The organism is Schaalia hyovaginalis (assembly GCF_014208035.1).
Lineage (GTDB): Bacteria > Actinomycetota > Actinomycetes > Actinomycetales > Actinomycetaceae > Pauljensenia > Pauljensenia hyovaginalis.
Genome location: NZ_JACHMK010000001.1, coordinates 263,613 through 289,421, shown reverse-complemented (window position 1 = coordinate 289,421; position 25,809 = coordinate 263,613). Strand labels below are relative to the sequence as shown.

The following is a 25,809-nucleotide window of genomic DNA, read 5'->3' as shown; positions in this document are numbered from 1 at the left end:
CCTCAGGCGAGGAGGACCTCGAGGACCCGCGGCGCGAAGAATCTGCGTGGACGGGACCCCGGATTGAGCGTTTGAAGGAGACCGAGATCCTCGACCTGTTTGACGAGGCCATTGGCCCTGGCGTAGGAGAGCCCCGTCTCCTCCATCACCCGATCCACGGAGAACGCCGGATTGGCGACCGCGATATCAATGAGGGCGGGGGCCTGCGCGGACCGGAGCTTCGAGGCGCGAACCTGCTCCTTCAACTCGGCCTGCACATCAACGAGGGCAAGCATCTGCGTGCGTGTCGCCGTGGCGGAGGTTTCGATGCCCCTCGCGAAGAACGAGAGGTATCCGTTCCAGTTGCCGTCCGTACTTACGCTGAGAAGAGCGTCGTAATACTCGGTGCGACGCGCCTCGAACCACGGGGAAACGGTGAGCGTAGGCTCCGAGAGCACACCGGATTTCATCAGCGAAAGGACGATGAGGTATCTCCCGAGTCGTCCATTCCCGTCCCTGAAGGGGTGCAGCGTCTCGAACTGATAGTGCGCCATCCCCGCTTCAACAAGCGGATCGATCCGTCCTGCATGATCCCTGCGAAGCCATGCGAGGAGCGATTCGACTCGTGAACGGAGCATGTCCCCCGGTGGACACGGTACGAATCGCGAGGCCTCGATCGCAGGGCGGCCGGGTTCTGGCACGTCACGGCGACCGACGACGACCTGTCCGTCGCGGAGACGACCGGATTCACCTTCGAGGGAAGTCCCCCGCATGAGCCGTCCTTGAAGGTCTTCAAGGAGACCGAGGGTGAATGGCCGCCCCTGCGCAACCCATTCGAAACCGAGATTCGCCATGTCGACGTAGTTGAGGATCTCGCGCATTCTCGGGTTCGAAGGGGCGTCAGCCGAAACGGTGAGAACTTCATCGAGCGGGGCGTAGGTGCCTTCAAGTGCGGAGGTCGATTGCGCTTCGCGCCGCAACGAGGGGGTGCGGAGGAGATAGGGATTCGAGAGTTGTGTCGCGGTCGCGTCGAGCGCCGCGAGCGCTCGACCCGCAGCCGCAATGGCCCGGTACGTCCCGGCGGACAGCTCCGGTTCATCCTCCCCGAGAGGCGCCGCAACGAATGCGCGGTGCGTCCACGCTCCTCTCATCGGATCAGACCCTGTGATCTCGACGAGGTCGCCCATCGCGGCATTGTTGAACTTCGAGACATCCACAACACTCAAGATATAGGGGAACAGGCATGCTCACCAGCCTTTAATGATTAACAACTGCCCCTTGTCGAACATTGCACAGGCACAACGATCAACAAGTGAGACTTCTCGACCATTGTCGACATCCCATGATCAACAAAGATCATTACCCTGCGAGAGCCCCGCTTCAATCCCTTGTCCGGAAGCCCTGGAAGTGCAGCATCCCGAGGCTGAGATGCGCGGGTGGCTCGGGATCCTTTCGGCATACGCTGGCAGAGCGTCCCGGCGAAGACGGGCGTGTACATGTCGAAGCACGCGGTCCGAAGGCGATGGGCATCGGGGAGTGAGGGGTCCCGCTGCTCGCTTCGCGCCTGTTCCCGGTCCCGTCGAGGGCGAAAAGACCCGCGAAGCGAGCACTGGGGCCCGTCTTCGACTCGATACCATGTCCGACATGACGATCACGGCTGCAGTCGACGGTTCCTCCCTGTCCAACCCCGGGCCTTCCGGATGGGCGTGGGTCGTCGACGACGACCACTGGGACGCGGGCGGCTGGCCGGAGGGGACGAACAACCTCGGGGAGCTCACCGCGATCCTCGAACTCCTCAAAGCCACCGAAGCGGCCGGCCTCGCCCCGGAGAGGCTCCAGATCCTCGCCGACTCCCAATACGCGATCAACGTCATCACCAAGTGGCGCCACTCCTGGAAGAAGCGCGCTTGGACCAAAGCGGACAAGCAGCCGATCAAGAACCTCGAGGTCATCCAGGAGATCGACCGCATCATCGAGGGCCGGGACGTCTCCTTCGAATGGGTGAAGGGGCATGCCGGGCACGCGATGAACGAGAAGGCCGACGACCTCGCCCGCGGCTGCGCCGAAGCCTACAAGGAGGGCCGCACTCCCGCGCCCGGCCCGCGCTTCGGCGCGCCCGGCGCCCCCTCCCCGACGGCTCACCCGACCGCACCGCCCCTTCCGGGCGCCGCCCCCTCTCCGGCCTACGACATCCGCGAGCTCGAGAAGCGCTTCATCCAGGCGTGGATGAGCCGTGACGCCGGGACCCTCGCCGAACTGCGCGCTCCGGGCTGCGTGCGGGTGTGGCCCGACGGGAGGACCGTCGCGGGACTCGAAGGGCCCGTGCCGCCCGGCCCGAAGGTCGGCCGATTCGAGGTGCGGGACGCGGGCGGCGCGATCCTGGTGACCTACACGCTGAGCTGGCAGGGCGGACAGGCGGCCGAGCTCAGCGTCTGGGCCCCCGACCCGGGTCGCGGGCCCCTCCTCGTCCACCACCAGTCGACCCCCATCGCCGACCGGGGCTGATCCGCGCCGGCCTCGACCGCGAGAAGGCGCGCGGGCTCTTGCCGAGGGCGAAGGCGGTGCCGGACGACGGGGCGCCCCGGGTCGCCGCGGTCCGAGGAGCGGCCGTCCCCGCCGAGAAGGGGCCCGGACCCGGACAATGATCCCGTGACTCCTGCGACCCGGCCCGAATCCCGTGAGATCCCCTCACGATCGACACGGGTCGAGATCATCGAGGGCCTGAAGACCGCGGCTCCGGCGGCCCTGGGATACATCCCCCTCGGACTGGCCTTCGGGCTCCTCGTCGCCCAGTCCCCCCTGCCCTGGTGGATGGCGCCCGCCCTGTCGCTCACCGCGTACTCCGGCTCGGCCGAGCTCCTCATGGTCGCCCTCGCCTCGGCGGGCACGCCGCTCGCGACCGTCGCGGTGACGATCCTCCTCGTGAACTCGCGCCACCTCTTCTACGCCTTCTCCTTCCCCCTCGCCGTCGTCAAGGGGCGGGCGGCCAGGTTGTACTCGGTCTACGCCCTCGTCGACGAGGCCTACGCCCTCACGGTCGCACGCCCGAACGGCTGGACGGAGCCGAGGATCCTCGCGATGCAGCTGCTCCTCCAGTCGGCATGGGTGGCCTCGGGGCTCGTCGGCGTCCTCCTCGGCTCCTTGATCCCCGGGACGATCCCGGGTCTCGATTTCGCCCTGTGCGCCATGTTCATCGTCCTCGCCCTCGATGCCGCCAGGACGAGGGCGGAGGTCCCCTCCCTGCTCCTCGCGGGCCTCGCAATGGCGCTCGCCTGGTTCGCCGCACCCGAGCAGTGGCTCATCACCTCCCTCCTCCTCTTCGTCGCGCTCCTGGTCGTCCGCTTCTTCTGGGCGAGGGCCCGCGGCGCCCTTCCGCTCGAGGACGCGAAGGAGGGGGCGCGATGACCCCGTTGCTCGGCTATCTGCTCGCGGTCCTCGCGATCGTCTTCCTCATCGACCTGGGATTGCGCGGCATCCCCTTCATCCTCCTCGAGCCGCTGCGCGAGTCCCGATTCGTGCGCGCCATGGGCGCGTGGATGCCGGCGGGCATCCTCTTCGTGCTCGCAGCCCTCACCCTCCACTCGCATGCAGTCGCCATCGCGGGCAAGGGGTGGGCGGCCCTCCTCGCGAGTACGATCACCGTGGCCGTCCACCTCCTCGGCGGACGCCGGATGATGCTCTCGATCGGGGCGGGAACGGCCTCCTACGTCGCGCTCCTCGCACTCGCCTGAAGGCCGCGGCGTTAGGCTTCCACCATGCGCACCTCGACCTACGTCCAGCATTCCGTGACGGTTCACGAGCACAGGATCGAGGTCCCCCTCGATCACTTCCGCCCCGAAGGGCCCGAGAACCCGCGCATCGGGGTCTTCGCCCGCGAACTCGTCCGCCCGGGCGGGGACGACCTTCCCCGCCTCGTCTTCCTCCAGGGAGGCCCCGGCGGGAAGGGTCCGCGCCAGGGGGACTTCCGCGACGGCTGGATCGGGCGGGCCCTGCAGGACTACCGGGTCGTCCTGCTCGATCAGCGCGGCACGGGCCAGTCGACCCGCATGGACGCCCAGGCCCTCGCCGAGCTCCCCGACGACCGGGCTCGCGCGGACCGGCTCATGCTCTTCCGCCAGGACCAGATCATCGCCGACGCCGAGGCCCTGCGCGAAGCGCTCGGCTGCGAGAAGTGGACGACCCTCGGCCAGTCCTACGGCGGCTTCCTCACCCTCGCCTACCTGTCGACCGCGCCCGAGCACCTCGAGGCCTGCCTCATCACGGGCGGCCTGCCCGGCCTCGTCCACGTCGATGACATCTACCGCCTCACCTATGCGCGCACGGCCGCCCGCAACCGCGCCTACTTCGAGCGCCACCCGGGAGACGAGCGCACGATCCGCGAGGTCGCCGCCCACCTGCGCGACACGGACGAACGCCTCCCGACCGGGGAGCGCCTCTCCACCGAGCGCTTCCGCATGATCGGCATGGGCCTGGGCATGCAGACCGCGACCGATGCGCTCCATTTCCTCCTCGAAGGCCCCTGGACGCATGTGCGCGGGGAGCGCCGCCTGTCCTCGGACTTCCTCTCCCAGGTGGCCTCCGAGGTCGCGATCACCCCGATGTACGGGGTCTTGCAGGAGGCGATCTACGCCTGCGCGACCCCGGCGCTCGCGGGCACGGCGACCGCCTGGTCGGCCGACCGCCTCGCCGAGGAGACGCCCGGATTCGCCAAGGGCGCCGACCCGCTCGACGCCTCCGAGCCCTACTTCCTCACCGGCGAGCACATGATGCGCCGCATCTTCGACGAGGACCCGGGGCTCGCGCCCCTTGCCGGCACGACCGGCCTCCTCGCGGAACGGACCGACTGGCCAGCGGTCTACGATCCGGAGCGGCTCGCCGAGAACACGGTCCCGGTCGCCGCGGCCGTCTACTACGACGACATGTTCGTCCCCCGCGAGCTCTCCCTCGACACGGCCGGGCTCGTGCGCGGGACCCGCACCTGGGTGACGAACGAGTACCAGCACGACGGGGTGCGCGCCTCGTCGGGCAAGGTGCTCGATCACCTGCTCGCCCTCGTGAAGGACTGATCCCGGCGAGCGCCTTCGCGGCCGCGCCTCCGGGACCGTGCGCGGCGGCGCGCACGCCCGTCGGAGCCGCGTGGGTCGAGCTTCACGCCCGGCGCCCTCGAAGCCCGGGCGAAGCGCCGCTAGGCTGGACGCATGGCCGCCGGGGCGGCGGCCGCAGGAGCGGGACCAGCCGCAAGGAGGACGCGTGAGCACAGAGCCGATCTTCGAAGCCATCAACTGGAATCGGATCGAGGACGAGAAGGACCTCGAGGTCTGGGATCGCCTCACCGGCAACTTTTGGCTGCCCGAGAAGATCCCGCTCTCCAACGACATCCAGTCGTGGACGACACTGCGCCCGCACGAGCAGCTCATGACGAACCGCGTGTTCACGGGCCTGACGCTGCTCGACACCCTTCAGGGCACGATCGGCGCGGTGTCGCTCATCCCCGACGCGCGCACCCCGCATGAGGAGGCGGTGCTCACGAACATCGCCTTCATGGAGTCGGTGCACGCGAAGTCGTACTCCTCGATCTTCTCGACGCTCCTGTCGACCGAGGAGATCAACGAGTCCTTCCGCTGGAGCGAGGAGAACGAGGCCCTTCAGCGCAAGGCGGAGATCGTGAAGTCCTATTACGAGGGCGATGATCCGGCCAAGCGGAAGGTCGCCTCGACGATGCTCGAGTCCTTCCTCTTCTACTCCGGCTTCTACGCGCCGATGTACTGGTCCTCGCACGCCAAGCTGACGAATACGGCCGACCTCATCCGCCTCATCATCCGCGACGAGGCCGTTCATGGCTACTACATCGGCTACAAGTACCAGCTGGCCGTCGCCGAGTCGACGCCGGAGCGCCGCCAGGAGCTCAAGGACTACACCTACGACCTGCTCTACGAGCTCTACGAGAACGAGGAGCAGTACACCGAGGACCTCTACGATCCGCTCGGGCTGACCGAGGACGTCAAGAAGTTCCTCCGTTACAACGCGAACAAGGCGCTGATGAACCTCGGCTACGAGGCCCTGTTCCCGCATGATGAGACGAACGTGAATCCTGCGATCCTCGCGGCCCTGTCCCCGAACGCGGACGAGAACCACGACTTCTTCTCGGGCTCGGGTTCGTCCTACGTCATCGGCGAGATCGTCGACACCGAGGACGAGGACTGGGACTTCTGATCCGGCCGATCGGCCGCGCTCGGGTCGCGAGGGCGGGGCTCTCGTCCTGAGCGGGGCGGTCCTGGGGGCGCGCCGCCCGGCGCCTCCCCCGCGATGACCAATGGACGCATTCACGCAGGAAACACGGGGAATGGGACATTCGGAAGGGCCTCAAGCTCGGCTTGACGGTTAGACTGACCCACGTCGAGTGCTGTGCGCTCGCAGCACCAAGGCTCCCACAAGGGACGAGGAGAACAGGTATGAGCATCTTCGACCGCTTCGAAAACGCAGTCGAGCGCGGCGTCAACGGCGCCTTCTCGCGCGTGTTCCGGTCGGGGATCAAGGCCGTCGACGTCAACACCGCGATCCGTCGCGCCATGGACGACTCGGCCCAGGCCCTCTCCTCGGAGCGCACCATCGCGGCGAACCATTTCACCGTTCACGCGGCCCGGACGGACCTCGATTCCCTCGAAGCCGATCTCGAGGTCCTGGCCGACGAATTCGCCCAGCAGGCGACCGAGCACGCCACCGCCAGCGGATTCGCCCTGCTCGGGCCGGTCACGGTCGAATTCGAAGAGGACTCCGCGGAGCAGACGGGGCGCCTGCGGGTGGAGGCGGCGAACCGCCGCGGCGCCGCCGCGCCCGCGACCGCGTCCTCCCCCTCGCCCGAGCACCCCATCATCGATGTCGACGGCGAGAAGTGGCTCCTCACCGAGCCCGTCACCGTCATCGGGCGCGGCTCCGAGTCCGACATCGTCGTCAACGACACCGGGGTCTCGCGGCGCCACCTCGAACTGAGGATCACCCCGACCGGCGTCATCGCCACGGACTTGGGCTCGACCAACGGGACCTTCGTCGAGGGGCACCGGATCGACGCCGCCACCCTCCTCGACGGCAACCGGATCGTCATCGGACGCACCAAGATCGACTTCTGGACCCACCCCGAAAGCGACGGCGACCAATGACCTCGGATCTCGCTTTCACAGTCCTGCGCCTCGGCTTCCTCGTCCTGCTCTGGCTGCTCGTCCTCGGCGCCGTCAACACCCTCAAGAGGGACGTCTTCGGCACGGTCGTCACGCCGCGCGGCAAGGGCCGCAAGGAGGCCGACCAGCGCAAGCGCGAATCCAAGCGCCGCAGGGACGACGCGCTCACCGACGCGCCGAAGTCGATCCTCCTCACCGGCGGGCCGCTCGTCGGCACGATCCTGCCGCTCGGCGCCGCCCCCATCATCATCGGGCGCTCGCCCGCCTCCACGCTCGTCCTCGAAGACGAGTACGCCTCGGGCCGTCACGCGCGCCTTCAGCCCTCGGAGCAGGGCTGGTGGCTCGAAGACCTCGGCTCGCGCAACGGGACCTTCGTCGATGACGAACGCCTGAACGAGCCGCGCCTCCTGCGCGTCGGGGACATCGTGCGCATCGGGCAGACGACACTCGAACTGGTGAGGTGAGATGGCGCTTCCCCTCGAGTTCCACTACGCCGCCCGCTCCGATGTCGGGCTCGTGAGAAGCAACAACCAGGACTCCGGCTACGCCGGGGCCAATCTCCTCGTGCTCGCGGACGGGATGGGCGGCCCGGCCGGGGGCGATATCGCCTCCTCCGTCGCCCTGGCCCACCTCGTCCCCCTGGACACGGACTCCCACACCGCCGACACGATGCTGCCGCTCCTGCGCGACGCCCTCATGGACGCCCATGAAGAGCTCTCCGATCGCTCGCACAGGGACAAGGACCTCGAGGGCCTGGGCACGACGTGCATCGCCCTCATGCGCTCGGGCAACAAGCTCGCAATGGTCCACATCGGCGATTCACGGGCCTACCTCCTGCGCGGCGAGGCCCTCACCCAGGTGACCACGGATCATTCCTTCGTCCAGTACCTCATCGAATCCGGGCAGATCACCCCCGAGGAGGCCGAGCACCACCCGAACCGGAACGTCGTCCTGCGCATCCTCGGCGACTCCCAGGCCGATGTCACCCCCGACGAGACGATCCGCGAGGCCGTGCTCGGGGACCGGTGGCTCCTGTGCTCGGACGGCCTCTCGGGCGTCGTCTCCCCCGAGACGATCGGCATGATCCTCACCACCGTCGAGGACCCGGGGGAATGCGCCGAGGAGCTCATCCGCCTCGCACTGCGGGCGGGCGGGCCCGACAACATCACCTGCGTCGTCGCCGACGTCGTCGCAGCGGGCGCCTTCCCCCCCGAAGCCCCCCAGATCGTCGGCGCCGCGGCGATCGACCGCCATGCCGCGTCGCGGGGCGGTTCGGGCGCTGCCGCCCGCGCCGCCGCCCTCCGCCGCCACCGCAGCCTCGACCTGGACGACGACGCCGACGAGGAGCCCGCCGCGCCGAAGCACCGCTTCGCCCCCCTCCTCGCGCTCCTCGCCACCGCCCTCGTCATCGGCGGGGCTTGGCTCGGCTGGGCGTGGACCCAGATGCAGTACTACGCGATCGGCCAGGAGGGGTACGTCGTCATCCACCAGGGCATCCCTCAGTCCCTCGGCCCCTGGGAATTCTCGCACGCGGTGGAGGTCACCGATATCGCCCTCGCCGACCTCAAGGACGTGGACCGCCAGCGCCTCGAGGATCCCGTCATCCGTTCCTCGCGCGCCGAGATCGACGCCTACATCGACCAGCTCCGCCTCTCGAAGTCCTGGGTCTCCTCGAATGACGAACCCGAATCGGGGGCGCAGTCCGCTTCACGACCGGGCACCGGCGCGCAGTCGGGCGAAACGAAGGCGCAGTGATGGCGACCGTCACGATCGCGCCCGCCCGCCCGAGGCGCGGCCTCGAAATCCTGCTCCTCCTCCTGGCCCTTTCGGTCGGGATCGGCGGATACGTCCTCGCCACGCTCAATCGCACCGGACAGCTCCCCTCGAACCTGCTCGCCCACGTCGGCATCCTCCTCGTGCTCGCGATCATCGCCGAGGTCGGCGTCCACCTCCTCGCCCCCTACGCGGACCCCGTGATCCTCCCGATCGCCGTGGCCCTCACGGGCCTGGGGCTCGCGATGATCTACCGCCTCGACATGTCCTACGCCGCCCTCGACGCCCCGACCGTCGGCATGCGCCAGCTCCTCTTCGCCGGAATCGCCATCGCCCTGGCGGCCGCCGTCCTCATCCTCTTGAAGGATCACCGGATCCTACGCCGCTACACCTACACCTTCGGGGTGTTCTCACTGATCCTCCTGCTCCTCCCCCTCGTCCCGGGGCTCGGCGTGGAGACCTACGGCGCGAAGGTGTGGATCAGGATCGCGGGCATGTCCTTCCAGCCGGGCGAACTCGTCAAGATCACGCTCGCGCTCTTCTTCGCGGGCTACCTGGTGACGAACCGCGACAATCTGGCGATCGGCGGACGCAAGCTCCTCGGAATGCGGCTCCCGAGGGCGCGCGATCTCGGCCCGATCCTCGTCGTCTGGCTCGTCGGCATCGCGATCCTCGTCCTCCAGCGGGACCTGGGCACCTCCCTCCTGTTCTTCACGCTCTTCGTCGCGATGCTCTACGTGGCGACCAACCGCGTCTCCTGGCTCGTCATCGGCTTCGCCATGTTCACCCCGGCCGTCTTCGTCGCCATTCGCGCCTTCCCGCACGTCGCGAACCGCTTCTCCGTGTGGCTCCACGCCCTCGACACCGAGGTGTACGCGAAGAACGGCGGCTCTTATCAGCTCGTCCAGTCCCTTTTCGGACAGGCATCGGGCGGCCTCATGGGAACCGGGTGGGGGCGCGGCTACCCTCAGCTCGTCCCCTTGGCGAACTCCGACTTCATCCTGTCGTCCCTCGCGGAAGAGCTCGGACTCACCGGGCTCCTCGCGATCCTCGTCCTCTACCTCGTCCTCATCGAACGGGGGCTGCGCGCGGCGATCAGCGTGCGCGACGGCTTCGGGAAGCTCCTCGCGACCGGTTTGAGCTTCTCCCTCGCGATCCAGCTCTTCGTCGTCCTCGGCGGCATCACGCGCCTCATCCCCCTGACGGGCCTGACGGCCCCCTTCCTCGCCGCAGGAGGGTCCTCCATGGTCTCCTCATGGATCACCGTCGCCCTGCTCATCCGCGTGTCGGACGCCGCCCGCCGCCCCAACGCCCAACCCGCCCCGTGGAATTCCGGCATCCACCCCCGTCTCGAGCAAGCGACGGTCACAGCATGAATCAGCAGATCCGCCGTCTCTTCATCGTCATCCTCGCGATGTTCGCCCTCCTCGGCGCGGCCGCCACCAACAATCAGGTGTTCCAGGCGCCCTCGCTCAACGCCGATGCGCGCAACGAGCGCACCATCTTGCACGCCGCCGAGACCGATCGCGGCCCCATCATCGTCGCCGGCACGGCGATCGCCTCGTCCACCAAGGTCGAAGGCTCCAAGCGCTTCCAGCGCACCTACTCCCAGGGGCCCCTCTACGCGCCGATCACAGGATTCTTCTCCTCCGCCTTCTCCCAGGCCTCGGGCCTGGAGGCCGCGAGCGAGCAGATCCTCGACGGCCAGGACCAGGCCCTCCTCGCCCAGCGGATCCACAACCTCTTCACGGGGGCGAACCGCCAGGGCGGCGGCGTCGCCCTCACCGTGGACCCGGCGCTCCAGCAGGTCGCCGCCGAGCAGCTCGGCGACCGGAAGGGCGCGGTCGTCGCCCTCGACGCCAAGACCGGGGCGATCCTCGCCCTGTACTCCTCCCCCACTTACGATCCGAACACCCTGGCCGCCTTCGATTCCGCGGCCGTCGACTCCACCTACAGGGCGCTCGTGGACGATCCGGGCGACCCGCTCTCGAACCGCGCGATCGCGGGCTCCCTGTACGCCCCCGGCTCGACCTTCAAGCTCCTGACGACGATCGCCCTCCTCGAGAACGGCATCGCGTCCCCGACGACGCACATGGAGTCCCCTGTCTCCGCCGTCCTCCCGGGCACCTCCACCTCGGTCCCCAACATCCTGTCCAGCGAATGCGGCGACGGCAACCCGACGCTCACCGAAGCCTTCGCGCGCTCGTGCAATACGACCTTCATCCTCGCGAGTCAGAAGCTCACCGAGTCGCAGCTCGCCGGCGTCGCGGACCGTTTCGGCTTCGGCAAGCCCCTGTCGATCCCGCTCACCGTCACCCCCTCCCGCTTCCCCAAAGGGATGGACGCGGCCCAGCTCGCCATGTCGTCGATCGGCCAGTTCGACGTGAAGGTCACCCCCCTCCAGATGGCCATGGTCGCGCAGGCCATCGCCAACGACGGAACGATGATGGAGCCGTACCTCATTTCGCAGATCGTCGACGCCGACCTCACGGTCCAGAGCGAAACCCGCCCCTCGGTCGCGGGCACCCCCATCAGCGCCGACGTCGCCGATCAGCTGACTGAGATGATGAAGAGCGCGGTCAACGAGCCCTACGGGACCGGCCAGTACATCCGCCCGAACGGCATTCAGGCCGCGGCGAAGACCGGCACCGCCGAAACGGGCGTCGACGGGCGCGCGAACGCCTGGGCCGTCGGATTCGCACCCGCGGACGATCCCCAGATCGCCTTCGCCGTCATCGTCGAGGGCGATGACGCGAACCCCACCCCCTTCGGCTCCATGGTCGCCGGGCCGATCGCGCAGGCCCTCCTCGAAGCGAGGATCCGATGAACTCACGATTGAACACGCGCACGGGCACTGTCCTCGGAGGCAGGTACAAGCTCCTCACGCCGATCGCGCAGGGGGGAATGGGGGAGGTCTGGAAGGCCAGGGACGCCGAAACCGGCCGTCTCGTCGCCGCGAAGGTCTTGAAGACCGAGCTCTTCGGCGAGGAGCTCCCGCTCTCGCGCCTTCGGATCGAGGCGAAGAATTCCATGAGCATCCAGCACCCCAATATCGCGAATGTTCAGGATTCCGGGGAGGAGGACGGTCGCGGCTGGATCGTCATGGAACTCGTCGAGGGCCGCCCCCTCACGCACTACCTCAAGGGCGGCACCCGCATCGCGAGCGAGGATCTCGTCCCGCTTCTCACGCAGGTCGCAATGGCCCTCGGGGCCGCGGCGGACGCGGGCATCGTCCACCGCGACATCAAACCCGCGAACATCCTCGTGCGCCCCGATGGGATCGTGAAGCTCACCGATTTCGGGATCTCCCGCTCCACCGGTCAGATCGACCTCACGGCCGCCGGCATGGTCATGGGCACCGCCCAGTACCTCCCGCCCGAGCAGGCGATGGGGGAGACCGCGACCGCCCTCGGCGATCTCTACGCCCTCGGCGTCATCGCCTACGAGGCGATCGCCGGGCGCCGCCCCTTCACCGGCTCGACGCAGGTGGACATCGCATTCGCCCATGTGAACGACCCGGTCCCGCCGCTCCCCGCGGACGTGCCCGCGCCGATGGCCGAGGTGATCCTGCACCTCCTCGAGAAGACGCCCTCGAAGCGGCCCGAATCCGGACTCGCCCTCGTCCGCGAGCTGGCGGCCGCGGCGAAGACGATGGGGGTGAGCGTCGAAGCGCATCCGCTCCCCGAGCCCCCGAACGCCGAGGGCGCGACTCCCCCCGAAGGGCCGTCGACGGCTCAGGCCCCGGTGCGCCACGTGCGCCGCAGGACCCTGCCCGATGCGATGCTCGCAACCCCCGAGGCGCTCACGCGCCCCGGAACCGTGCCCCCGCCCGCAACGCTCGCGCCCGAACCGGCACCCGTCGGCGTCGAGGGCACCGGAGCGGGCGCCCGGCCCGGAGCAACGGGGGATCCCGTCGTCTCACCGGCATCGGTCGATGACGAGCGCGCGCAGCGCCGCGCAGCCCTGTCCCGGCGTCTGAAGAAGCGCGCCGAAGAACGTGCCGAACAGGCCCTCGCGCCCTCGGCCAAGACGGGCAAGCCCCGGCGGGCGCCCTGGTTGAGCATCAGCCCGGCGAACGCGGCCATCGGGGCGGCGGCCGTGCCCGCCGCCACGAAGTACAACCGCTCGCGCGTCGCGCCGCCGCTCACCACGGCTCAGCGCGCGGCGCGGGCGATCGTCTTCCTTGTCATCCTCATCTCCATCATCGCGATCATCGCCTTCGCGATTCACAACATGCTCGGGTCCCTCACGTCGATCCTCGGCGAGGGACGCCCCGTCCTCGAGGAGGTTCACACATGGCCGAGTCCATGGGCCGTCTAGCCGGCCGCTACGAAGTCCGCTCGCTCATCGGCCGGGGCGGAATGGCCGAGGTCCACCTCGGCTTCGACACGCGACTGTCCCGGATCGTCGCGATCAAGATGCTGCGATCCGACCTCGCGCGGGACTCCGTCTTCCAGGCGCGCTTCCGCAGGGAGGCGCAGTCGGCGGCCTCCCTCAATCACCCGAACATCGTCGCCGTCTACGACACCGGCGAGGAGATGGTGCTCGGACCGGACGGACGCGGCATCTCCGTGCCGTACATCGTCATGGAGTACGTCGAGGGGCACACGGTCAAGGATCTTCTCTCCGACGGCACGCCGGTCCCCATCAACGAGGCCGTCTCGATCGTGTCCGGGGTGCTGTCCGCCCTGGAGTACTCCCATTCGCAGCACCTCGTCCACCGCGACATCAAGCCGGGCAACATCATGCTCACCGCCGACGGCAAGGTGAAGGTGATGGACTTCGGGATCGCCCGCGCTCTCAGTGATTCGCAGGCGACGATGACGCAGACGAACGCGGTGGTCGGCACGGCCCAGTACCTGTCCCCCGAGCAGGCCCGCGGCGAACAGGTCGACGCGCGCTCGGACCTGTATTCGACCGGCGTCGTCCTCTTCGAGCTCCTCACGGGCCGCCCGCCCTTCACGGGCGATTCCGCCGTGGCGGTCGCCTACCAGCATGTTCAGCAGCTCGCCCCCACGCCCTCGGCGATCACGCCGGACGTTCCCGAGCCCCTCGACCGCGTCGTCCTCAAGGCGCTCGCGAAGAACCGTGAGGATCGGTACTCCTCAGCGGGTTCGATGCTCGCCGATCTCATGCGCGCCACCCGGGGCGGCCGCGTCAACGCCCCGGAAACGGCCGTATGGGCCGACACCCGGGCGATGCCCGCACCCGCCGAACAGACTGCGACGCTCCCGGCCGCACCCGCCTTCGCGCCCGTCCAGAGCCCGACTTCGGCGGTCCCGTCTCTGAAGGCCGATGAAGTCGAGGAGCCCGTGAAGGGCCGGAAGAAGATGTGGATCGTCCTCGGGCTGATCCTCGCGGCGCTGCTCATCGTCGGCGGCGTCTGGTACGCCCTCGCCCGCTCGCAGCCGACCGCTGAGATGGTCGCCGTTCCCGACAACCTGGTCGGCATGAGCGAGGCCGACGCCAAGGCGGCGGTCGAGTCGGTGGGCCTCGTCTTCGCGGTCTCCGACAAGACGGTCGCCTCCGAGGAGCTCGCCGAGGGCGTGGTCGCCGAGGTCGATCCGCCTTCCGGTGAGCGCGTCGAGGTCGGCACGACCGTCACCGCCAAGCTCTCCAGCGGATCGGATTCCGTTGTCATCCCCGAGGTCACCAACATGACCCCCGAGGCCGCCCAGGATGCCGTGGAGGCGCTCGGGCTCGTCTGGGAGCTCGATGCGAACAAGGTCGATTCGGATTCCGTTGAAGAGGGCAAGATCGCGAAGGTCAATCCCTCGGTCGGCAAGAAGGTGAAGAAGGGATCGACCGTCAAGGGCACGGTGTCCTCGGGCAAGAAGACCGTCACGGTCCCCGACCTCACGGGAATGACCCAGGATCAGGCGCGCGAGTACCTCACGCAGGTCGGATTGCAGGTAGGCAACGTCCAGACCTCCGACGACCCCTCGCAGTCCGCGGGCAAGATCCTGAGTTCGAGCCCGGCGGCTGGCGAGACCCTGAACAAGGGCGAGTCCGTGTCGATCACCGTCGCCTCGGGCAAGGTCGCCCTCCCCGACACGATCGTCGGCTACGAGCAGGCCTCCGTGGTAGCGGCCCTTCAGGCGCTCACTCTGGACGTGTCGATCGTCGAGGAGTACTCCGATACTCTCGCCGCCGGCGGCGTCCTCTCCTCGAGCCCCTCGTCGGGATCGATCGTCCCTCAAGGCTCGACCGTCCATCTCACGGTCTCCAAGGGGCCGAAGCCCACGGGCCCGTCGAGCAACTCGGGCAATTCCGGAAGCGGGAACGGGAACGGCTGAGCCGGATCGTCGCCGCGGGCTCCCAGGGCCTGCACGGCGCCCCTGCCCTCCCTTCTTGAGCGCGCCTGCCCTCCCCGGGCGCCTCTTGCCCCCTCCTGAGCGCGCCTCGCGCCCTCCCGGGGGAACTCCGCTGAAGAGACGGAAGAGACGGAAGCGGCCCCTCGCCGGAAGGCGAGGGGCCGCACGCCCGTCGTGGAGGCCTTCGCGGCACCCCCTCTCGAAGAGGGCGCACTCGTCGCCTCATCAAGCCTGAGAGGCCGCGCTCAAAGCCCTGGCGGGGCTCACACCGCGGCGGCGCCCCCCAGGCCGAAGAACTCCTGAGCCCAGGGATAGCCCCAGGTGAACAGGGCGTAGACGACGGCTCCGATGAGGATGAGCGACTCGATGGCCTTCAACCACGTCGGGCCGGGAAGATGCCTGAAGATCCACGCGTACACGCGACCAGTCCTTTCCTTCTTCGAGTCTCACTCAGTCGGTTCGCCGACGAGTTCCGGCGGAACGCCCGTGCTCTTCGGCGTCCACGACGCGAACTTCAGATGAACCGCGTACCGCTGCCAATCGCCGTACTCGGGATGGCAGGTCGTCATCGTCATCCAGCGCTCAGTCGGCGCTTGCGTCCAGGTCACATCCCCGATCACCGGGGCGATCACCCGGATGTTCGTCGGATCGTCGGCCTCCACGATCTCGGAGGAATCCACGGTGTACACGAGATAGCGATCATCGAGTTCAACCACCACCGGATCACCGGGCTGCAGACGATCGATCCAGCGGAAGCTGTTCCCGTAGGAGCGCCTGTGGGCGGCGATCGAGAAATTCCCGATCCCTCCCGCTTGCGCGGTCGACTCGTAGTGGCCGATCCATCCCGAATCGAGAACCGGGACCGTCGTCGTCTCGGCGAGCGGCATCCTCATCCAGTCCCACGAGGGGACGTGGAGGAGCCCGTAGACCTCGCCCGGGGCGAGTTCCTTCGTGAATTCCGGCGGATCGTCCGTCCGGACCTCGCCCGTGCCGTCGCTCTCGGGGGCGTGCTCTGTCGCGAAGGAGGCGACCACCTGCGCCCTCGGTCCCTCGACCTGGTACGAGGTCCAATACAGCTGCCAGAAAGCGAAGCCGGCGAGGAGCAGAGCGGCCGTGATGAGCAGCTCGCCGATGACGCCGAGAATCCTCGACAGCATCGACGGCCTCCGCCTGTCGATGTGAGCGGCCCTCCTGCGGGGCTCGGCCATGTCAATCCACCACCTGTGCGTAGGAGTTCACGGTATTCGTACTCGCCTCGGGGAGCAGGATCTCATTCTCGACGCTCATGTCCCAACCGAGGCCGTAGAGCGCGACGTACGCCTTGTAGTTCACGATGCGGCGGTCCTGGTCGACCTTCGTGCGCAGCTCATCCGGATCGCCGATCGCGGAAATCCTATAGGGGGGCGAGAAGGACTGCCCGTCGACGAGGATCACATTGCCGATGCATCGGATCACGGTCCGCCCCGTCACGCGGACGCCCTGGACGCTCATCGCCTCCGCCCCGCTCGCCCACAGGGCGTTCATCACGTCTTCGATATCCTGCTGGTGGATCACGAGATCGTTCACGGACACGCCCTCGGGGATGACCTGCGTCGGAGCGTCCGTCAGGGTGATCGTCACGCCCGGTCCCCGCACGGCCCGGCCCGACAGCGCCGGGGAGGCCGTTCGCTCCGGGGCCTGCGCGGCGGCGTCGGGCTTCGCGTAGGAATCGACTTCGCTCTTGAGGGAGGCGACCTGGGCGCCGAGGGCGTCCACGTCCTTCTGGGCATCGCGCACCAGGCTGACGAGCCCCGGTTCCGCAGCCGGGGTGGACGAGTCCCTGTTCGCCAGTGAGGAGATCGTGAAGAGCGCGCCCGATGCGCAGGTCACGACCAGAACCGAGACCGCAGCCCGAGCGGAGGAGGGGAGGATGCGGGCCGGCCCTCCGACAGGCGTCCTCATCTTCCTCATCCTCGCCTCCCCGTGTCGCGGTTTCGCGTGCCGTTAGCGGCAGACTACGCTACGAGCAGGGTGTCGTCCTTTCGACACCTGGTCGACTGATTGACGAAGGAGAGCCGTGGCCGAGTCGAAGAAACGCAAGAAGGGCGGCAAGGAGGCATCGGACGATACCGAGATCCACTCGTGGACCGAGGGTATTCCGGTGAGCCCGCGCTGGTGGGCGCCTGCGTTCGTGACGCTGCTGCTCCTGGGCCTCGTGTGGCTCATGGTCTACTACATCTCCGGGGGGCTCTACCCGATCCCGAGCATCTCCTGGTGGAACATGGTGATCGGCCTCGCCATCATGATGGTGGGCTTCCTCATGACTCTGAGGTGGCGATAGTCGCACGCGCGCACGGCCGATCCGGTCCTCGAGCGAGGGCGCGGATCCTTGGGTGAACGCTGGTCCCGGGCCCCGAAGGCATCGCCTTCGGGGCCCGGCCCTGTATCGCGCTCGTGGATCCCGGGGCCGGGGGATGCCGGCCCCGGTTCGAGGCGATGCGGTATGCGCGACGGGCGGGTCCCTCCGGGGCTCCGAGGTCCCGAAACGGGGCGCACAGGTGGATATCCACAGGAGAATCCACACCTGGGGATGAATGACACGAGTGTGATTCCCCGCCTCGCTCATGAGGCGCAAAGGCGGGGGTTTCCTAATATTCCGCGGGAATCAGCCGTAAACCTCGAAGAGCACCCGGTACGAGAGTGCAATCGCGGCCGCTTCGGCGAGGAACAATCCACACGTTATCCACAGAGCCTTGAGCTCTTGTGAACGCGCCGTCACGCCGGGCTTCGGCCTGGCCTGGCGCACGAGGATCCAGGCGACGCAGACACCCGCCGCCAGCCCTCCGAGGTGCGCCTGCCAGGAGATCCCCGGAGCGATGAAGCCGTACACGAGGTTGATCGCCAGAAGGGCCACGACCGAGCGCGTATCGAGCCCCGCCTCCTTCTGAAGGACGAAGACCGCGCCGAAGAGGCCGAAGACCGCGCCGGAAGCGCCGACCGTCGCGACGTGCAGAGTCATCGGCTGAACGAGCACCCATGCGAGAACCGCGAGGGAGCCGCCGATCGCGGAGAGCAGGTAGACCGACGCGAACCTCCACCGGCCCAGCAGCGGTTCGAGGGCGGAACCCACCCAGAAGAGGGCGAGCATGTTGAAGGCGATGTGGAAGAGGCCCGAATGGAGGAAGGCGGTCGTCAGGAATCGCCACGGCTGGACGTAGCCGACCGCAGGGGTGAAGGCCAGCGCCTGCTGAAGTGCGGGGGACGCGAAGCTCGCCAGGTAGGCGAGCACGCAGGCCCCGATGAAGGCGTAGGTGACCACGGGGGCCCCGGAGGCGGCCCGCGGACGTCGGCCCGCGCAATCGACGCAGATCGAACGCACTTCAGTGCGGATCAGGCAGTCGATGCACATCGGCCGATTGCACCGCTTGCAGTAGTCGACCGACCGCGCCCCCGGATGCCGCGGGCATTCGGGGGCGGCGCTCGCGTCCGAACGCATGCCGTACTCGGGAATCGGCATCAACAGCTCCTCGGGCTTGGACGGCTTCGGGGCGGGGCCTCGCCCCGCCCCGAAGTTCTGACGATGGGGGCTTTCAGTCGACGATCGTCACGGATTCGATGACGACATCCTCGACGGGGCGGTCGTTGCGCCCGGTCGCCGCGGTTGCGATCGCATCGACGACGTCCTTCGAGGCCTGATCGACGACCTTGCCGAAGATCGTGTGGTTGCCCAGGAGCCACGGGGTGGGGGCGACGGTGATGAAGAACTGCGAGCCGTTCGTCCCCTTGCCCATGCGCTTGCCGGCGTTCGCCATGGCGAGGAGGTAGGGCTCGTTGAAGTTGAGCTCGGGGTGGATCTCGTCGTTGAAGGTGTAGCCCGGGCCGCCGGTGCCCGTGCCGAGCGGGTCGCCGCCCTGGATCATGAATCCGGAGATGACGCGATGGAAGATCGTGCCGTCGTAGAGCGGGCGAGCGGTCTTCTGCCCGGTCTGCGGATCGAGCCATTCGCGCTCGCCGCGGGCGAGGGTCACGAAGTTGTTGACCGTATTCGGCGCATGGTCGGGGAAGAGTTCGAGAACGATGTCACCCTTGTTGGTGTGCAGTGTTGCTTCCATGCCCCCATGCTCGCAGATTCCGCGCCCGGCGGCACGGACTCGGTGGCTTTCGGGTCGCCCGGTGGGCTGCAGATCACACCGCTTCGTTGCACAATAGAGGGAAGCGGCGCTTTCGCGTCGACCTCTTGACACGGATTCGGAGACATCATGGGCAATACGCCGAACTTCGACACGGACAAGCTGCTCGCCGAGGCCGCCCAGCTTCGCGATGCGCTGGCCGTCCAGGCCGGGCGCGTAGCCGTCAAGGCCGCCGACTTGGCCGAACAGGGAGTCGATTGGGCCGCTCCGCGCGCTCAGGCCGCCCTGGCGAGCGCCATTGAGAGGGCAACCCCCGTTGTGGAGGATGCCGCCGACCGCGCTCAGGCCGCAGTCGATCGCGCCCGTCCCGCGATCGAGCACGCGCGCGCGGACCTGGTCGAGGATTACCTGCCTCGCCTCAACCGCGCCATCACCGAGGGCGGCGCCGCCCTCGCATCCGAGGGGCCCCTCGTCGACCGCGCCCGTAAGGCCGGCGCGGCGTCGCAGCTCGCCCTCGTCACCCCGACGCGGAAGGTGCGCAAGAAGCGCCGTTTCCTGCGCGCGATCGGGTGGACCGCCCTGGCGGGAACCGTCGTCGGCGCCGGCTACGTCCTGTGGAAGCGCAGCCAGCCGATCGAGGACCCCTGGGCCGAGGAGTACTGGGCGGATCTCGAAGCCGAGTCCCCGGTGCCGGGCGCCCCGGCGGAGAAGGTCGAGGACGTCGAGCAGGCGCCCCTCGAAGGCGAGGCCTGAGCGGCCCTCCGCTGACTCGCGCGGGATCATCGGAACCCGCGGTGCCCCCGGACCGAGGTCCGGGGGTACCGTCTTTCATCAGGGGCTCCGTCTCTCGCGAAGCGCCCCGATGCTCAGTCGATGCTCAGCCGATGCCGAGGATCCCCCTGAGGACGGAGCCGACGCCGTCGTCGTTGTTCGAGGGCGCGATGTAGGCGGCCTCCTCGACGACCTCGGCATGGGCGTTCGCCATGGCGAAGGACCAGCGGGCCTCCTTCAGCATGGAGATGTCGTTGTGGAAGTCGCCGAAGGCCGCCGTCTGATCGCGGCCCGCCCCGATCTCGGCCTGGAGGGCGCGCACGGCCCTGCCCTTGTCGACCCCGCGGATCTGGAGGTCCGCCCAGTTGCGGCCCGATACGGCGTACTGGTGGGTGTCGGCGAAGCGCGCGAGGGTGCGCTCCGCCAGGGGGAGCACATCGTCGAAGCACATGACCGCGAGCTTGACGATGTCGTCGTTGAGCTCGCCGGATTCGATGCGGTCGAGGACCCCGAGCTGATCCTCGACCTTCTCGGTCCGGTGGTAGTAGGGCAGGACGCCCTCGACGAAGCGATCATCGGTCCGCTCGACGTACGCGGACTTCTTCCCGCACATGACGAGCCCGCCGTCCAGGCCCTCGGCCACCGCCTCGCGCACGAGCGCGACCGCCCGACGGATCGTGCCGTGATCGACCGGGCTCGAGGACACTTCCCGCCCGTCCTTCATGACGATCGCGCCGTTCTCGCCGATGACCGTCATTCCCGGCCGTCCGGGGAACATGTCGAGCAGCGTCCACACCTGCCGCCCGGACGAGGGGGCGAAGACGATCCCCCGATCGTCGAGGGCATCGAGCAGGGCGTCGAGGGCCGGAGGGAAATTCTTGCCGTCGTCGAGCAGGGTCCCGTCCATGTCGACCGCGACCAGGCGCAGATCGATGTTTCCGGGAAGCGTCGAGAGGTCCGTGGGCGTGTTCATGAGGCGATTCTCCCCGATTCGCCCGCCTCGCGCGACGAGGGCCCGCGCAGGGGCGACGAGGACGGACGGCGCCGAGCCGTCCGGGGGCCGGCGTGACGGGACGTCTCAGGGGGCTGAAGGTCGGCTCCGCCCTCGTTCGCGAGATCAAGGACCGGGGCTCGACGATCCGGCGGAATCCGCTACGCGTGAGTTGCTGTGGCGGATCCTGCGCTGACGCGGACCTGAATGAGGGGATGCGGCCCGGACCGATGCTCTGGGCCGCATCCCCTCGATGAAGGAAAGTGATGACCTCGGCTCAGGAGGGGTCGATGACCCTCTCCTTCAGGAGCCGGGCGCGCAACGGCCGCGTCGACTCCGAGGCGAGGAGGATCGCGAGAACGGCGCTCAGCAGGAATCCCGTCAGGGTCGCGGCCATTGCGATCGTCGCTTGCGCGCCGACCCCGACCGGACTGAGGAAGGACAGGCCGATCCCCATGGCGCCGCCGATGATCAGCAACGCGGGCAGGAGGATCTCCCTGCGGCGCGCGCGGTCCAGGACCGACAGCGGAGCGCCCGCCCGAGCGAGGGAGCGGACCTCCTGGATCGTGTCGAGGAGCCGCGAGGCCTGATTGACGGCCGTGGACACCGCGGCGAGCGCGACGCTCATCCCGAGCGTGAGGAGCAGCCCCGTGCGGATGTCCTGGAGGAGGAGGGATGTCGAAGAGTCGCCCGTCTGGACGATGAGGGCGGCGACCGGGTAGACGCAGCCGACGATGAATCCGACCAGGGCGACGGAGGAGAAGGACCGCCAGACGGACTTCGGATCCTCGGCGAGCCTGCGCCCCGCGATGAGGCTTGCGGGAGTCCTCGCGGTCCTCGCCATCAGGCGGCCGAGCAGACCGACCGACCATGCGCCGAAGGCATTCACGCCCGCGAAGATGAGGCCGAGGATGATGAGCATGACCGCGAAGGCGAAGCTCTGCGGAAGCGACTTGAGCAAGGCCCCGCCCACGACGAGCCACGCGAGGACCAGGCCGGCGAAGATGAGGACCGCGATCTTCGAAGCTCCGTTCGCCTGCTGCTTCCGGGCGACGCCGAGCGGGGAGATCGAAGCGCGGCGCACCGCGATCCACGAGCTCGCGGCGGCCAGGACGGCCATGAGGAGGATGCCCGCGAGGAGGAGGTGCACGGGGAGCAGCATCTCGGAGACCCGCATCGCAAGCCCCTGGAAGCGCAGGAGGCTCCACGCGGGCAGGGTCAGGAGGTAGACGAGGGTGCCGATGAACGTCCCGACGAGGGCGTGGACGAGGGTGTCGAGGACGCAGGCGAGACGGGCGGCGCTCGGGCTGAGGCCGATGAGCCGCAGGATCGCGAGGTTCTCGGCGCGGCGGGTCATTCCCAAACGCGCGGCCGCCGCGCCCATCGTGAGGATCGGGACGATGAGGAGGACCGCGGCGAAGCCCGCGAAGACGATGTACAGCTGCGCAAGATCGGGGTCCGCCCCGACGCCGGCGGCCTCGCGTTCCCGGAACGCCGCGACGCCGCCCGCGACCGCGAGGAGCATCGCGTGGGGGAGCGCGAAGGAGAGGACCGTGAGGATCGAGGTCGAGGCGTCCCTGGAGCGCAGCAGCGCTCCGGCCGCGACGCGGCACGCCTTCATCGGACGCCCGCCTCTTGCTGCGGGACGCCCGCGGCGGGCGCGTCCGAATCGAAGTCGATGAGGCCGTCGCGCATCCCGAGGGTGCGGCGGAGCCCTCGCGCGACACCGGGATCGTGAGTGACGAGGACGAGGGTCGCACCGCTTTCGGCGCAGGCTCCCTTCAGGACGCTCATCACCTCCGCCCCTGTCTTCTGATCGAGAGCGCCCGTGGGCTCATCGGCGAAGACGATCTCCGGAGAGGTCACGAGCGCCCGGGCGATGGCGACGCGCTGGGCCTGTCCGCCGGAGAGCTGACCTGGGCGGAAGGCGCCGAGGCCTTCGCAGCCGAGGCGCGCGAGGAGGGTGCGAGCGTGTGCGATCGCCTCTGCGCGACGGCGTCCGAGGAGCATGAGCGGCAGGGCGACGTTCTCCTCGCAGGGGAGTTCGGGGAGGAGCTGACCGTCTTGGAAGACGAAGCCGTAGGAGCGCAGACGGCGATCGGAATTGGCGCGTTCGGACAGGGAGGCGACCTCGACGCCGGAGACCGTGATGCTTCCCGAGGTGGGCCGCAAGATGCTCGCGAGGCAGTGGAGGAGGGTGGACTTGCCCGAACCGGAGGGGCCCATGAGGGCGACCTGGTCGCCGGCCGCGATGTCGAGATCGACTCCCCTGAGGGCGGGGACTGCGACGCCCTCGCGCTGGTAGGTCTTGACGAGGGCGCGAACGGCGATGCTCCCCCGGGGGGCGCCTTCCGGCGCGCCCTGCGACATGGATCGGGCGTGTTCTGCGGTGATGTTCATGCTTCTACTGTCCGTCCGGACGGCGGATCCGCACCATTGGGGACAGCCCTCTGCGCTCCCCCATTCATCCCTGAGCGCATCCGGGGGATCGCCCGCAGCTCTCATGCGCGGCAGATTCGCAGGCGCAGGGGAGGGCCGCATCTTCGATGCGGCCCTCCCCTGCGCCTTGCGCACGAAGTCCGGTTCAGCGGGCTCCGGGGGTGACGATGAGCGCGAAGGAGATCGTCGTCCCGTCGGGTCCGGTGAGGTCGACCGTGGTCTCGCCCTCGGCGAGCGGGTGGATGGTCGGCGGGGTCGCGGCGTCGCCCGCGATGAACTCCGCGATCGAGGGATCGGCGATGGACGCCGTCCACTTCTCCGCATCCGCCTTGACCGTGAAGAGCAGGTTGCGCTTGATCGGGAGCATCACCTGGCCGCCGTCGATCGACTCGGGGGTCTTGGTGATGGTGAGCTGCTCGGACTGCGCGGCGTTCGCGGCCGCGACAGCCGATTCGGCGGCCGCGGCGGCCGACTGCTCGGCGTCGTTCGCCGTCTTCGAGGAGCACCCGGCGAGGGCGAGGGCGGCGATGGCCGCGACGGACAGGACAGAGGTGAAGGATCGCTTAATCACAGCCCTCATTCTAGACACCGATTCTGCACGACGGAAAAGCCGGAGCACCGCCCGCCGGAGCACTCGGCCCCGCGCGCCCGGAATCTCGGAAAACGCGCGACAATGAAGACGAACATGAGGAAAGGACGATCGATGACCACCCCCTCGGATGCTCTTCGTGAACGGGCGCACGCGCCCATCGAGAACACCACGATCACCGTCCAACTCGGGCACCGCACATTCCGGGCCTTCGAGCCCGGAGGGCTCGACGACGAGGAGCTCACCACCCTCTTCGAAGTCGCGCGCCACACCGCTTCATCCTCCTTCCTCCAGCAGACGACGATCATCCGCGTCACCGACCCTGAGGTCCGCGAGCGCCTCCACCGCGCGTCGGGGCAGCCCTACGTCGGAGGGGACCGGGGAGAGCTCCTCGTCTTCATCGCCGACCAGTACCGCAACTCGCGGATCCGGGCGGAAGGCGGAGTCCCGGAGGCGCCCCTCCATCGGGCGAACCTGTTCATCACGGCCCTTCACGATTCCCTGCTCGCCGCGCAGAACCTCGTCGTCGCCGCCGAATCAATGGGCCTGGGCACCTGCTACCTCGGGTCGATCCTCGCCGATCCGAGGGCCGTGATCGACGCGCTCGCCCTGCCCCCGCTCACCTTCCCGATCGTCGGCCTCCTCGTGGGCAGGCCCGCGCAGGACCCCCAGTTCAAGCCACGCCTGCCCCTCGACCTCATCGTCTCCGAGAACTCCTATCCCCGGATCGCCTCCTACTGCGAGGCGCTCGCGGACTACGACGAAGAGGTCCGGGACTACTACGACCTGCGCGACGCATCGACGCGCGTCGAGTCCTTCACGACGCTCGTCCGGACGAAGATCGGAGTCGGCGGCGCCCACGTGTCGCCGATGCTGGAGGTCCTCCACGAACAGGGCTTCGCCCTGGAGTGACCCCGGCCCTCGGCCGGCCTCAGCGGAGCCCGGCCGAGGAGAGGGGAAGCGCGCCCCGGGACCGGTGATGCCGGTGCCCCGCCCTACGATGGGGGCATGTCCTCGCCGCCCGGCTTCTCCGCATACGTCTTCATCGAACGCCACAGCGCGAACGCAGCCCTGCTCCACCCCTTCCCGGAGCACGAGATCGCTTCGGTGCGCGACGCCCTGGCCGACGCCGGTTTCGAGATCGCGATCCTCGGTTCGGGCGAGCCCCTGCGCGGCGAGGGGATCTACTTCGCCGATGAACCCTTCGGCGATGAGCGACTCGGGGAACTGGCCGACGCCCTCACCCTTCGCGGCATCGGGGCCTACGCCTACGCCCTGCTCGAAGACTCCCTCGGCCCCGACTCGGGCAAGATCTCGCTCTTCGCCCGGGTCGGCGCGGTCTTCCCCCGGGCGGGTCGGCGCGTCATCCTCACGCACATGTGGATCGGCGAGGTCGAAGGGGTCCGAACCGCCTCGACCTGGTTCTTCGGATCCCCCGACGACCTCGAGGAGGCCGATATCCTCCTCGCCTCGCGCTTCACCACCGAACCCGTGCGCGACCTCAACGGCATGGCGGCCATCGAGATCCGGCACGAGGAGGTCGCGGACGGGCTCGCAGATCCGATGGAGCTCATGGACCGGATCTTCACCGTCCTCGGGTCCTCGGGATTCGAGGGCCCGGCCTTCGCCACGGACTCGAAGGCGCAGTGAAGCGGCAGGACGCGCGCCC

The 25,809-nt window shown here is 68.7% G+C and carries 26 protein-coding genes; 16 read left to right on the top strand and 10 right to left on the bottom strand.

The genetic code is table 11. From position 1 onward, the window contains the following. Nucleotides 1–2: 2 nt before the first annotated feature. A complete protein-coding gene (locus HD592_RS01320; protein WP_184451389.1) occupies nucleotides 3–1,196 on the bottom strand; it encodes a Fic/DOC family N-terminal domain-containing protein in 1,194 nt (397 codons plus the stop codon). A 427-nt stretch (nucleotides 1,197–1,623) separates the two neighbouring features. Between HD592_RS01320 and HD592_RS01315 the strand changes: the two genes are divergently transcribed. From HD592_RS01315 to pknB, 12 genes are all read left to right on the top strand, one after another. Then, nucleotides 1,624–2,484: a ribonuclease HI family protein gene (locus HD592_RS01315; protein WP_184451388.1), complete on the top strand. Its 861-nt coding sequence runs from the start codon at nucleotides 1,624–1,626 to the stop codon at nucleotides 2,482–2,484. A 144-nt stretch (nucleotides 2,485–2,628) separates the two neighbouring features. Further along, nucleotides 2,629–3,384, top strand: coding sequence for an AzlC family ABC transporter permease (locus tag HD592_RS01310; protein ID WP_277298672.1), 756 nt, complete (start codon nucleotides 2,629–2,631; stop codon nucleotides 3,382–3,384). After that, nucleotides 3,381–3,710 (top strand): branched-chain amino acid transporter permease, encoded by a 330-nt coding sequence (locus HD592_RS01305; RefSeq protein ID WP_184451387.1) that lies wholly within the window; start codon nucleotides 3,381–3,383, stop codon nucleotides 3,708–3,710. Before HD592_RS01310 ends, HD592_RS01305 begins: the two co-directional genes overlap by 4 nt. A 24-nt stretch (nucleotides 3,711–3,734) precedes the next feature. Further along, the gene (locus HD592_RS01300) at nucleotides 3,735–5,045 is read left to right on the top strand and encodes an alpha/beta fold hydrolase (protein WP_184451386.1); all 1,311 of its coding nucleotides are present in this window, start codon (nucleotides 3,735–3,737) and stop codon (nucleotides 5,043–5,045) included. A 184-nt stretch (nucleotides 5,046–5,229) separates the two neighbouring features. After that, the gene (nrdF, locus tag HD592_RS01295) at nucleotides 5,230–6,192 is read left to right on the top strand and encodes a class 1b ribonucleoside-diphosphate reductase subunit beta (RefSeq protein ID WP_184451385.1); all 963 of its coding nucleotides are present in this window, start codon (nucleotides 5,230–5,232) and stop codon (nucleotides 6,190–6,192) included. A 239-nt stretch (nucleotides 6,193–6,431) separates the two neighbouring features. Continuing rightward, on the top strand, nucleotides 6,432–7,136 hold the full coding sequence (locus HD592_RS01290) for an FHA domain-containing protein (protein ID WP_184451384.1): 705 nt from the start codon (nucleotides 6,432–6,434) through the stop codon (nucleotides 7,134–7,136). Beyond that, complete coding sequence (locus HD592_RS01285; protein WP_184451383.1) at nucleotides 7,133–7,618, top strand: FHA domain-containing protein FhaB/FipA; 486 nt, start codon at nucleotides 7,133–7,135, stop codon at nucleotides 7,616–7,618. Before HD592_RS01290 ends, HD592_RS01285 begins: the two co-directional genes overlap by 4 nt. Before the next feature lies 1 nt (nucleotide 7,619). Beyond that, nucleotides 7,620–8,909: a PP2C family protein-serine/threonine phosphatase gene (locus HD592_RS01280; protein ID WP_184451382.1), complete on the top strand. Its 1,290-nt coding sequence runs from the start codon at nucleotides 7,620–7,622 to the stop codon at nucleotides 8,907–8,909. Next, a complete protein-coding gene (locus HD592_RS01275) occupies nucleotides 8,909–10,303 on the top strand; it encodes an FtsW/RodA/SpoVE family cell cycle protein (RefSeq protein WP_184451381.1) in 1,395 nt (464 codons plus the stop codon). The genes HD592_RS01280 and HD592_RS01275 overlap by 1 nt, the downstream gene beginning before the upstream one ends. Then, the gene (locus tag HD592_RS01270) at nucleotides 10,300–11,754 is read left to right on the top strand and encodes a peptidoglycan D,D-transpeptidase FtsI family protein (RefSeq protein ID WP_184451380.1); all 1,455 of its coding nucleotides are present in this window, start codon (nucleotides 10,300–10,302) and stop codon (nucleotides 11,752–11,754) included. Before HD592_RS01275 ends, HD592_RS01270 begins: the two co-directional genes overlap by 4 nt. Next, entirely contained in the window at nucleotides 11,751–13,247 is a 1,497-nt protein-coding gene (locus tag HD592_RS01265; protein ID WP_246429958.1) for a serine/threonine-protein kinase, read from the top strand. The genes HD592_RS01270 and HD592_RS01265 overlap by 4 nt, the downstream gene beginning before the upstream one ends. Next, nucleotides 13,223–15,223, top strand: coding sequence for a Stk1 family PASTA domain-containing Ser/Thr kinase (gene pknB, locus HD592_RS01260; protein ID WP_184451379.1), 2,001 nt, complete (start codon nucleotides 13,223–13,225; stop codon nucleotides 15,221–15,223). The genes HD592_RS01265 and pknB overlap by 25 nt, the downstream gene beginning before the upstream one ends. A gap of 281 nt (nucleotides 15,224–15,504) precedes the next feature. Here the strand turns inward: pknB and HD592_RS01255 are convergent, their stop codons facing one another. Genes HD592_RS01255 through HD592_RS01245 form a run of 3 tightly spaced genes read right to left on the bottom strand, consistent with a single transcriptional unit; the run spans nucleotide 15,505 to nucleotide 17,182 of the window. Next, entirely contained in the window at nucleotides 15,505–15,660 is a 156-nt protein-coding gene (locus tag HD592_RS01255; RefSeq protein ID WP_154475534.1) for a hypothetical protein, read from the bottom strand. A gap of 27 nt (nucleotides 15,661–15,687) precedes the next feature. Beyond that, on the bottom strand, nucleotides 15,688–16,449 hold the full coding sequence (locus HD592_RS01250; protein WP_184451378.1) for a class E sortase: 762 nt from the start codon (nucleotides 16,447–16,449) through the stop codon (nucleotides 15,688–15,690). A gap of 1 nt (nucleotide 16,450) precedes the next feature. Then, entirely contained in the window at nucleotides 16,451–17,182 is a 732-nt protein-coding gene (locus HD592_RS01245; RefSeq protein ID WP_184451377.1) for a DUF881 domain-containing protein, read from the bottom strand. A 115-nt stretch (nucleotides 17,183–17,297) separates the two neighbouring features. Between HD592_RS01245 and HD592_RS01240 the strand changes: the two genes are divergently transcribed. Continuing rightward, nucleotides 17,298–17,561: a cell division protein CrgA gene (locus HD592_RS01240; protein WP_184451376.1), complete on the top strand. Its 264-nt coding sequence runs from the start codon at nucleotides 17,298–17,300 to the stop codon at nucleotides 17,559–17,561. Between the two features lie 324 nt (nucleotides 17,562–17,885). On the opposite strand, the gene HD592_RS01235 is transcribed toward HD592_RS01240, so the two are convergent. Then, the gene (locus HD592_RS01235; protein WP_184451375.1) at nucleotides 17,886–18,737 is read right to left on the bottom strand and encodes a rhomboid family intramembrane serine protease; all 852 of its coding nucleotides are present in this window, start codon (nucleotides 18,735–18,737) and stop codon (nucleotides 17,886–17,888) included. 73 nt (nucleotides 18,738–18,810) lie between these two features. Continuing rightward, nucleotides 18,811–19,332 carry a peptidylprolyl isomerase gene (locus HD592_RS01230; protein ID WP_154475542.1) on the bottom strand — a complete coding sequence of 174 codons (522 nt, stop codon included), beginning with the start codon at nucleotides 19,330–19,332 and terminating at the stop codon, nucleotides 18,811–18,813. A 147-nt stretch (nucleotides 19,333–19,479) separates the two neighbouring features. Between HD592_RS01230 and HD592_RS01225 the strand changes: the two genes are divergently transcribed. Then, nucleotides 19,480–20,103, top strand: a complete 624-nt coding sequence (locus HD592_RS01225) for a hypothetical protein (protein ID WP_184451374.1) — start codon at nucleotides 19,480–19,482, stop codon at nucleotides 20,101–20,103. A gap of 124 nt (nucleotides 20,104–20,227) precedes the next feature. Here the strand turns inward: HD592_RS01225 and HD592_RS01220 are convergent, their stop codons facing one another. The 4 genes from HD592_RS01220 to HD592_RS01205 form a co-directional block, all read right to left on the bottom strand. Further along, entirely contained in the window at nucleotides 20,228–21,094 is an 867-nt protein-coding gene (locus HD592_RS01220; protein WP_184451373.1) for an HAD hydrolase family protein, read from the bottom strand. 295 nt (nucleotides 21,095–21,389) lie between these two features. Next, nucleotides 21,390–22,733: an FtsX-like permease family protein gene (locus HD592_RS01215; RefSeq protein ID WP_184451372.1), complete on the bottom strand. Its 1,344-nt coding sequence runs from the start codon at nucleotides 22,731–22,733 to the stop codon at nucleotides 21,390–21,392. Next, entirely contained in the window at nucleotides 22,730–23,482 is a 753-nt protein-coding gene (locus HD592_RS01210) for an ABC transporter ATP-binding protein (protein WP_184454314.1), read from the bottom strand. The genes HD592_RS01215 and HD592_RS01210 overlap by 4 nt, the downstream gene beginning before the upstream one ends. 214 nt (nucleotides 23,483–23,696) lie before the next feature. Further along, complete coding sequence (locus tag HD592_RS01205; RefSeq protein WP_184451371.1) at nucleotides 23,697–24,122, bottom strand: hypothetical protein; 426 nt, start codon at nucleotides 24,120–24,122, stop codon at nucleotides 23,697–23,699. Between the two features lie 177 nt (nucleotides 24,123–24,299). Between HD592_RS01205 and HD592_RS01200 the strand changes: the two genes are divergently transcribed. Both HD592_RS01200 and HD592_RS01195 read left to right on the top strand, forming a co-directional pair. Further along, nucleotides 24,300–25,052 carry a nitroreductase family protein gene (locus HD592_RS01200; protein WP_184454312.1) on the top strand — a complete coding sequence of 251 codons (753 nt, stop codon included), beginning with the start codon at nucleotides 24,300–24,302 and terminating at the stop codon, nucleotides 25,050–25,052. A gap of 96 nt (nucleotides 25,053–25,148) precedes the next feature. Beyond that, entirely contained in the window at nucleotides 25,149–25,790 is a 642-nt protein-coding gene (locus HD592_RS01195; protein ID WP_184451370.1) for a hypothetical protein, read from the top strand. Nucleotides 25,791–25,809: the final 19 nt, after the last annotated feature.